We start from the raw sequence: 8,189 nt of genomic DNA, 5'->3' as shown, positions 1-8,189 counted from the left end.
GACAAATTAAATGGCCACAGCCCTATAGAATATAGGACTATGGCCGCCTAAATTATTTTATTATTTCCACTGTCTACTTGACAGGGGGCAGTTCAACACCTTTTGGGGGTTTTTGTTTATTATTCTGTTAGCGCAATGGCTTGATCTAATACTTTATCACCCTGGATCATGCCGTAAGCCCTTTGATCCATAACTTCTACTTTAATTCCTTTTGGATCTAATTGTGCTTTTATTTTCTTTTCCAGATAACGAACTTGCGGACCGATTAGTACAACGTCCAGATTGTCCAGGTTATTTTTCAACTCGGATTCTGCCATCGCTTCGATATCTGCTGTTATATTTCTTTCTTCTGCAGACTTTTTCATTTTGTTGACGAGCATGGATGTAGACATACCTGCTGAACATACCAGTATTATTTTCATCATTTCCCCTCCAGTTTTTCCATTCTTTCATACATATCAATCATTTCACTTGCTAGTTCTTTTACCGTCATAGCGGTCATAAGATGGTCTTGTGCATGAACTAATATTACCGTTACTTCACTTTTTTTGCCATTGGCTTCATCTTGTAGGAGCTTGGTTTGGACATGATGTGCTTCCGTAAATGATTTATCAGCTTCTGCTATTTTTCCACGTGCTGCTGTAAATTCATAGGCCTTTGCAAATCCAATTGCTTCCATTGCACATGATCGGGCGTTACCTGCATGTAATATAATATTAAAAGATAGCATCTGTATTTCTTCTGTTGTTTCTGGCATAAATTATCCCTCCATACGTTGTTTTAATGCGCGTACACCAGCCATAACAAATGGCACATAAAGAACTACTGCAACTGCTAAGTTGATGATCTGTAATCCAACACCACGCCAGCTTCCCCCAGTGACAAGATAACCACTTAACAATGGTGGTGTTGTCCATGGTAGGATAGCAACTGTTTTTGGAACAATACCTGTCGCAAGTGCAACATACGATATGATGGTCAGTGTAACAGGTACTAATATAAATGGTATCAGCATCACTGGATTCAATACGATTGGTAACCCGAAAATGACTGGTTCATTAATGTTAAATAAGGATGCTGGTGCTGAAAGTTTAGCAACTTCTCTGTATGGATGATTCTTTTCCCTTCGAACAACAATAAAGATGGCGATAAGTAATGCCAGTGTTGTTCCCGAGCCCCCCATAAAGACAAACGAATCAAGAAATGGTTTTGTTACTAAGTTTGGTACATCAAAGGCTGACATTCCACTACTAAACAGTTCCAGGTTTTCTTGAATTAATGGTAAGTAAACGGGTTCGATAACAGATCCAATAATATTTGTTCCGTGGAGTCCAAAGAACCATAGAATATGATTGAGAAAGGCAACTACCATTGCCGCTGGTAATGTGTTACCTAACCCTTGTAACGGTTCTTGAATGATATTAAATATCATTTCGAAAATACTAACATCGGCGAAAACATTAATAAGGGCTTGGAAAAATCCTACAATAATTAAAATAACCGTAGCTGGAATTAAGGCTGTAAATGAACGTGCAACACCTTCTGGAACTCCTTCAGGCATTTTAATCGTAAACTTTGATTGTATGAGTACACGAAATAGTTCGGTTAAAACCAGTGCAAGGATAATAGCAACAAACAGCCCCTGTGCCCCGAGCCAAGCAAAGTTCAAGCCCCAGTCCGGCGTTTCTGGTACAAGCATAATGTAAGCGGCAGCTGATATTAAACCCGCTGACAATCCATCCACTTCATATGACTTTGCTAAATTATAAGCAATAGAAAAGGCGACTAACAACCCTAATACAGCAAAGGTCCCATTCCATATACTCCCACCGACCGCCTGCCAATTTCCATCACCAAATATGCCATTCATCCATTCAACCAATTCAAATTTACCAAGTGGTGGAAAGTTATTGATTAGAATTCCAATAGAACCAATGATAATGAGTGGCATGATTGCGACGAAACCATCACGAATTGCTACCAAGTGGCGTTGTGCCCCGATACGACCCGCTATTTCAATAAATTTTCCCATAAACTTATTATTCATTCTAATTCCCCCTATGAATTAAATTGTGGTAAATAAGCAATATGTGCTTCTAACAGCTCATCAAGCATAAGCTTACTGCGTTTTTCGTCGGCAATTAACGGATTCATAATCAGGGCTGTATACGCATCGTTGTAATTTCCAGTTAAGCTTGCGCGAATCACTAACTCTTCAAACGCCTTCATTTGGTACATTAATCCTTTTACAACTGCAGGTATCGGACCCACTGCTAGTGGCTTTGGTCCATGATTTGTGATCACACAATTAACTTCAATGACGGCATCATCCGGTAAATCCGGAATGGCACCATTGTTAACGGTGTTGACCGTTTGAACATCTTCTTTATTATTGTAAATTGAATCCATCAGGCTACAAGCAACATCACTATAAAATGCACCCCCCCGTTCTTCTAATTCTTTTGGTTTATCTTGCAATTCCGGGTTGTTATAAAGTTTAAAAAGAGATACTTCCAATTGCTGTACAACTTCTGCCCGTGTTCCATTCTCTTCGTATGCTTTGATATCTTTTTCCAAGACATCTCTCGTTTGAAAATAGTATTGATGATACGGATTAGGTAATAGTCCAGTAGATTCGATAAAGGTTTTTGACCACCCGAGATTTACGATATTGGCTGGGGAGTAATCTAGTCCTCCTTTCAGCTTCTCCAGAACCTCTGCCGTTCGATCTACGCCATTAACATACACTTTCTTACCAAAGACGAAGTGATTCATTCCGACAAACTCAATTTTCACATCTGCTGGAGAAACATTTAAAATTTCTGCTGTCGAGTGCCGCATATTGTATGGGATGTTACAAACGCCAATAACCTTTTTATGTGGTGAATGCTTTAAAAGCGCCTCTGTTACAATGCCTGCTGGATTCGTAAAATTGATAATCCATGCATTCGGACAAATGGTGTGTACATCTTTGGCCAGTTCCAATAAAACAGGAATGGTACGAAATGCTTTGAAAATGCCACCAGCTCCATTTGTTTCCTGACCGATAAAGCCATGACTTAATGGAATCCGTTCATCCTTTGAGCGCGCTTCCAAACCACCGACGCGAATTTGCGTGGAAACAAAGTCCGCTTGTTGCAATGCTTTCTTACGATTCAATGTCCACGTTAAATGGATTGGCTTTTTGGCCTTTTTAATCATTCGTAATGATAGATTGCCAATGATTTCGAGTTTTTCTTTTCCTGCTTCGACGTCTACAAGTACGATATCTGTTACCGGGAATGTATCATGACGGCGAATAATTCCCTCAATAATCTCTGGTGTGTAGCTGGAACCCCCACCAACTATTACTAATTTTAATGTCATTTTGGTCAGACTCCTTATCCTGTTTTAGTAAACGTTTTCTTTTTAATGATGATGTCAGTTGCTATGAATGAGCGAATTGAACTTTTACAGGCAGTTATCCTCCATATTTGAAGTAGGAGTTTTACTACCCGTTAACCTATTGATAAAAAATCTTGCTGTCTTATATTCTATGCTTCAACTCGTTTTAAATGTATCATACAATTATATAGTTGTCTATATCAAATAATCATATTCCGCCAAGTTGTTACTACAATTATTTAAGTTGTCATTATATGTACAATCTTGTACACTTTATTTAAAGAGTGTTCGAAGGGGCGTAAAATATGGAAAAAAACCAATCATTGCACGCATATATTAAAGAAGAATTACTGCATCGAATTAAATCGAATAAATATAAAGTAGGCGACCAAATCCCTACCGAGCTGGAACTATGTAAAGATTTCGATGTGAGCCGCACAACGGTTAGAGCTGCATTAAATCAGCTTACATTAGAAGGTTATTTGGTCCGTCAACAAGGAAAAGGTACATACGTGGCAGATCAGAAGGTCAACCAAACACTTTCTCACACTGTGAAACGCTACAGTGATCAAGTAGCATTCCAAGGAAAAGAAGCGGAGATTACGTTAATCAGTATTCACGTTGTACCAGCCACGGAAATGTTACAACAATCTTTAGGCGTTACGGTCAATGACCCTATACAACGCATTGAACGCGTCAGAAAAGCAAATGGCGCGCCAACCCAATACGAAATTGCTTATATTCCTTGGAGTGTAGCACCTGGTATCACACAGACACATGCAGAAACATCCCTGTATGCCGCAATGAAAGATGAATTTGACGTTCATATTGCAAAAACAACCGAGCATGTCGAAATCGCACTGTCTGATGAACGATCTTGTGTACATTTACAATGTGAACCAGGCTTGCCATGCTTTTATATTGAAACCGTTGCTGAAAATGATCAGGGGAAAAAAGTCGAATTTTCCCGCTCCTACTTCCGCGGTGATAAAACAAACTTCATCATTGAACGAAATTATCCATCGACAGATTGAGTCTTTCAAACAAGGGGGAATTGTAATGAAAGTGTTATTTAATGCAGATGATTTCGGCTTAACAAAAGGAGTTACCGATGGTATTATCGATGCCCATTTAAACGGTGTTGTTGGGTCTACTACATTAATGATGAATGGAAAGGCAGTGAACGATGCGGTAACACTAGCGAAGAAACATCCAACTTTAAAGGTCGGTATTCACCTGGTTTTAACGTGGGGACGTCCGGTGAGTTGTGATGGTGTTGCTAGTTTAATTGATACAGATGGCCATTTTAAATATAAGAATACGTACAGGGATATGGAAGCACCAGATGTGCATGAAGTTGAAACAGAATGGCGTGCGCAGATCGAGGCATTTATAGCGACTGGATTGCCACTGCATCACATTGATAGTCATCATCATGTCCATGGTTGGGAACCATTGAAAGACGTTGTAGTTAAGCTAGCACGTGAATATGAGGTACCTGTTCGTTATGTTGAATCTCTGAAACATGAGCACGAAATATTATTAACGGAAAAACTCTGGCTGGATTTTTATGGTGATAGCGTAGATGAGGTTATCTTCGAAAAATTGCATGGGCTAGATGTGGATACCGTTGAGGTTATGGTTCATCCCGCGTTTGTTGATGAGGATTTGCGCGGTGTGAGCTCTTATGTTGAGATGCGTGAAGAAGAGTTACGGATATTACGTGGGTTAAATGTGCCTGCATGGGTGGAATTGCTTTAATAATTTTGTGTGGATACTTTGGGGAGCGCTCCCCCCTGTTTTAGAGAGGCCACTGAAAAAGTGGTAGATTTTAAAAATCTTGTCTTTTCACCTTAATCTAGCATCTCGAATATACGAAGACTCCTGCGGGAAGTAATTAAGTGGTACACAGACTAAATTCGCGACGTCCTGTCGCAACGTCTGTACTAGTACATCCTGTACGTCGAAGACCCCGCAGGACGGTAGTCCGAGGAGACTCGACACTCGCCCGCGGAAAGCGCAGTAATTCGAAGATGCGATGGTAGATCCACATATATTGTGCTATGTTTAACTTTTTCAGTGGCCTCGTTTTAGATGGAGTCAGTGGGCGTTCCTCCACTTTTTACTATTTCAGTAAACAACTTGATTGCGGATCGGATCACATCTTCATCGATATCAAATTTTGGATGGTGATGTGGATAGGCACTTTTTTCGCCTCCCATGCCGACAAATATAAAGGCGCCGGGTTTTTCGCGTAAATAAAATCCAAAATCCTCCCCGCCCATTACAGGATCAACTGCCTCATACGTACCCTTTTCAAATGTTTGCTGAATAACATTTTCCACAAATTGACTAACAGATGGATCATTGATCACGGCTGGTGTTCCATCAATATGATTTATTTCCCACGTTGCTCCAAAGCTTTCGCAAATTCCCGCTGTCACTTTATTCATTTGCTCTCGTGCTATTGCCGGTGCGGCAAAGTCCAGGGCTCGAATTGTTCCCTTCATTGTTAATGTATTGGGAATAATATTATACGTTGCCCCGGCTGCTATATTTCCGATCGAAATAACGAGTGGCAAGGTTGGATTCGTTTGCCGACTTACAATTGATTGATAGGCTTGAATTAAATGACTCGATAAATAGATGGGATCAACTGTGTCATGCGGCATTGATCCATGCCCGCCATTACCATGAATCGTAATGTCAAAGTCATCCGTGGAGGCCATCATTGGACCGTGCGCCAAACCGATTTTCCCCTTTGCCATGGGTTGCCACAAGTGCAAGCCATAAATTTCATCTACATCTTCCAATATGCCTTGACGCACCAACAAGTCAGCGCCACTTGGAACTTGTTCTTCCGACGATTGAAAAATGAGCATAACGTTCGGTTGTATGTCTGCTTTGTTTTCCACAAGCCATTTGGCAACAGCTAACAGGATAGCCGTATGTCCATCATGGCCGCAAGCATGCATCACGCCATCATTTCGGGACATATATGGCTTATTCCCCTCTTCCGTAATCGGTAATGCGTCGATATCTGCGCGCAATGCGATTGTTTTTTTGCCTGAAGTCCCTTGCACAAATCCAACAACACTTGGTGCTTTATAGTCCAATATCTGGATACCTAATCCTTCTAATTGTTTATGAATATACACAGCCGTTTCGAATTCAGCTCCAGATACCTCTGGATGCTGATGCAAATACCTGCGATTTTCTATTGCTTCTTCTGCTAGTTCTTCTAATGTTGTTTTTATCGTCAAACCATTTCCTCCTAAAAATTACGTCCAAATAAATAAATGTGCGACTGTCACAAATATAGCTCCAAGCGCATATTGAATTAAAATTAATGGCCAAATAAATCGCACCCATTTTGTCCACGCTACGCCTGCAACAGCTAATCCTGCCATAAAATAACCGGAAGTTGGTGTTAAAATATTAGATATGCCATCACCAAACTGAAAGGCTAAAACAGCCGTCTGCCGATTAACACCTACAAGATCAGCAAGAGGTGTCATAATTGGCATGGTTAATGCCGCCTGTCCGCTTCCGGATGGTACGATGAAATTCAGCAGGCATTGCGCCAGATACATGCCAATTGCCGTTAATCCGGAAGGCAGCCCACTCACTAAGTTCGCTAGCCCATATAAAATCGTATCCATTATATTTCCATTTTCCAATACAATCAAAATGGCATAGGCAAAGCCGACCACTAACGCTCCCATGACCAGCACTTTACAGCCTTCTATAAATGCTTCCGCCATATCGTTCACGTGCATTTTCCCAATAATCCCCATGACAATACCCATCAACAAAAACATGCCGGAAATTTCGGTGATATACCAATCGAATTTGATGACGCCAATCGCCAAACCGATAACCGTTAAAAATAGCGTAGCCAATATAAAACCTTGTCTGATCGTCAATGGGTGCTGATTTTCCGGATTAATCGTCAGTTCATCATTTGGTTCTTCCCCATACAAAACACTTTTGGTTGGATCTTTCTTGACTTTCCTTGCGTATAGCATGACATAAACGATACTTACAGAGAGAAAAATAACCCAAAATACAATCCGTGTCACAAGTCCAGAATAGATCGGGATCTCTGCTATGCCCTGGGCCACACCAATCGTGAATGGGTTCATAAATGCTGCCGTAAAACCAGCAGCCGCACCGCCAAGTACAATTCCAACACCGACCATTCGATCATAGCCAAGCATTAATGCAAGCGGCGTGACAATCATGATATATGGAATTGTTTCTTCCGCCAATCCAAAGATAGCTCCGCCCAATGCGAAAAATATCATTAATCCCGGTATTAACAGTATTTCCTTACCGCCCAATTTCTTCGAGAGCGTATGAATGGCTCCATCTACCGTTCCCGTAGCACGGAATATACCAAAAGCTCCACCAACAATAAAGATGAAGAAAATAATCCCAGCGGCTTCACTCATCCCCTCGTGCACAGATTTAAAGATGCCAAAAAATCCAACAGGACTGGACGCGACTTGTGAATACGTATCATTGACGACAACCGTCACGCCATTCTCTGTCACACGCTCATATTCCCCAGCGGGCACAAGATATGTCGCAATTGCAGCCAATATAATCAAACAGAAGATAATAACATATACATGAGGAACTTTAAATTTATGTTCAGATTTTGCTTTCAATCTCATTCTCTCCCCTTATCTTTATACAATAAAATAATTAATTATACATCTATAGGTTTTCACTCGTTCTACTTACAATGACCTGAAGCATCATCATTCTTGAGGGCGTGTTTGGAAAGCCAAACCCTCAGA

General features: G+C 40.7%; 8 protein-coding genes. 2 read left to right on the top strand and 6 right to left on the bottom strand.

Annotated elements, in window-relative coordinates; translation table 11 throughout:
* Positions 1-119: 119 nt before the first annotated feature.
* The 4 genes from JOC34_RS17870 to JOC34_RS17855 are packed head-to-tail and all read right to left on the bottom strand — an operon-like array spanning position 120 to position 3,366.
* Entirely contained in the window at positions 120-425 is a 306-nt protein-coding gene (locus JOC34_RS17870; RefSeq protein ID WP_205138145.1) for a PTS sugar transporter subunit IIB, read from the bottom strand.
* On the bottom strand, positions 422-757 hold the full coding sequence (locus JOC34_RS17865) for a PTS lactose/cellobiose transporter subunit IIA (RefSeq protein WP_205138144.1): 336 nt from the start codon (positions 755-757) through the stop codon (positions 422-424). The genes JOC34_RS17870 and JOC34_RS17865 overlap by 4 nt, the downstream gene beginning before the upstream one ends.
* Before the next feature lie 3 nt (positions 758-760).
* A complete protein-coding gene (locus tag JOC34_RS17860) occupies positions 761-2,047 on the bottom strand; it encodes a PTS sugar transporter subunit IIC (protein ID WP_205138143.1) in 1,287 nt (428 codons plus the stop codon).
* Positions 2,048-2,058: 11 nt separating this feature from the next.
* The gene (locus tag JOC34_RS17855; RefSeq protein WP_205138142.1) at positions 2,059-3,366 is read right to left on the bottom strand and encodes a 6-phospho-beta-glucosidase; all 1,308 of its coding nucleotides are present in this window, start codon (positions 3,364-3,366) and stop codon (positions 2,059-2,061) included.
* 323 nt (positions 3,367-3,689) lie between these two features.
* Here JOC34_RS17855 and JOC34_RS17850 point away from each other — a divergent pair, with 323 nt between their 5' ends.
* Both JOC34_RS17850 and chbG read left to right on the top strand, forming a co-directional pair.
* Entirely contained in the window at positions 3,690-4,418 is a 729-nt protein-coding gene (locus JOC34_RS17850; protein ID WP_205138141.1) for a GntR family transcriptional regulator, read from the top strand.
* Between the two features lie 25 nt (positions 4,419-4,443).
* Positions 4,444-5,145, top strand: a complete 702-nt coding sequence (chbG, locus tag JOC34_RS17845; protein ID WP_205138140.1) for a chitin disaccharide deacetylase — start codon at positions 4,444-4,446, stop codon at positions 5,143-5,145.
* A 329-nt stretch (positions 5,146-5,474) separates the two neighbouring features.
* Here chbG and JOC34_RS17840 read toward each other — a convergent pair whose 3' ends face one another.
* Both JOC34_RS17840 and JOC34_RS17835 read right to left on the bottom strand, forming a co-directional pair.
* Positions 5,475-6,647, bottom strand: coding sequence for a M20 metallopeptidase family protein (locus JOC34_RS17840; RefSeq protein ID WP_239544561.1), 1,173 nt, complete (start codon positions 6,645-6,647; stop codon positions 5,475-5,477).
* Between the two features lie 18 nt (positions 6,648-6,665).
* A complete protein-coding gene (locus JOC34_RS17835) occupies positions 6,666-8,057 on the bottom strand; it encodes a YfcC family protein (protein ID WP_239544559.1) in 1,392 nt (463 codons plus the stop codon).
* Positions 8,058-8,189: the final 132 nt, after the last annotated feature.

Source organism: Virgibacillus halotolerans (assembly GCF_016908515.1).
Lineage (GTDB): Bacteria > Bacillota > Bacilli > Bacillales > Amphibacillaceae > Virgibacillus_M > Virgibacillus_M halotolerans.
Note: the sequence above shows the minus strand (reverse complement) of the source record. Positions and strands in the feature narration are given on the sequence as shown.

Coding starts and splice junctions, on each gene's coding strand:
- chbG (WP_205138140.1), top strand. CDS start 4,444: ATGAAAGTGTTATTTAATGCAGATGATTTCGGCTTAACAAAAGGAGTT.
- JOC34_RS17865 (WP_205138144.1), bottom strand. CDS start 757: ATGCCAGAAACAACAGAAGAAATACAGATGCTATCTTTTAATATTATA.
- JOC34_RS17860 (WP_205138143.1), bottom strand. CDS start 2,047: ATGAATAATAAGTTTATGGGAAAATTTATTGAAATAGCGGGTCGTATC.
- JOC34_RS17850 (WP_205138141.1), top strand. CDS start 3,690: ATGGAAAAAAACCAATCATTGCACGCATATATTAAAGAAGAATTACTG.
- JOC34_RS17855 (WP_205138142.1), bottom strand. CDS start 3,366: ATGACATTAAAATTAGTAATAGTTGGTGGGGGTTCCAGCTACACACCA.
- JOC34_RS17870 (WP_205138145.1), bottom strand. CDS start 425: ATGATGAAAATAATACTGGTATGTTCAGCAGGTATGTCTACATCCATG.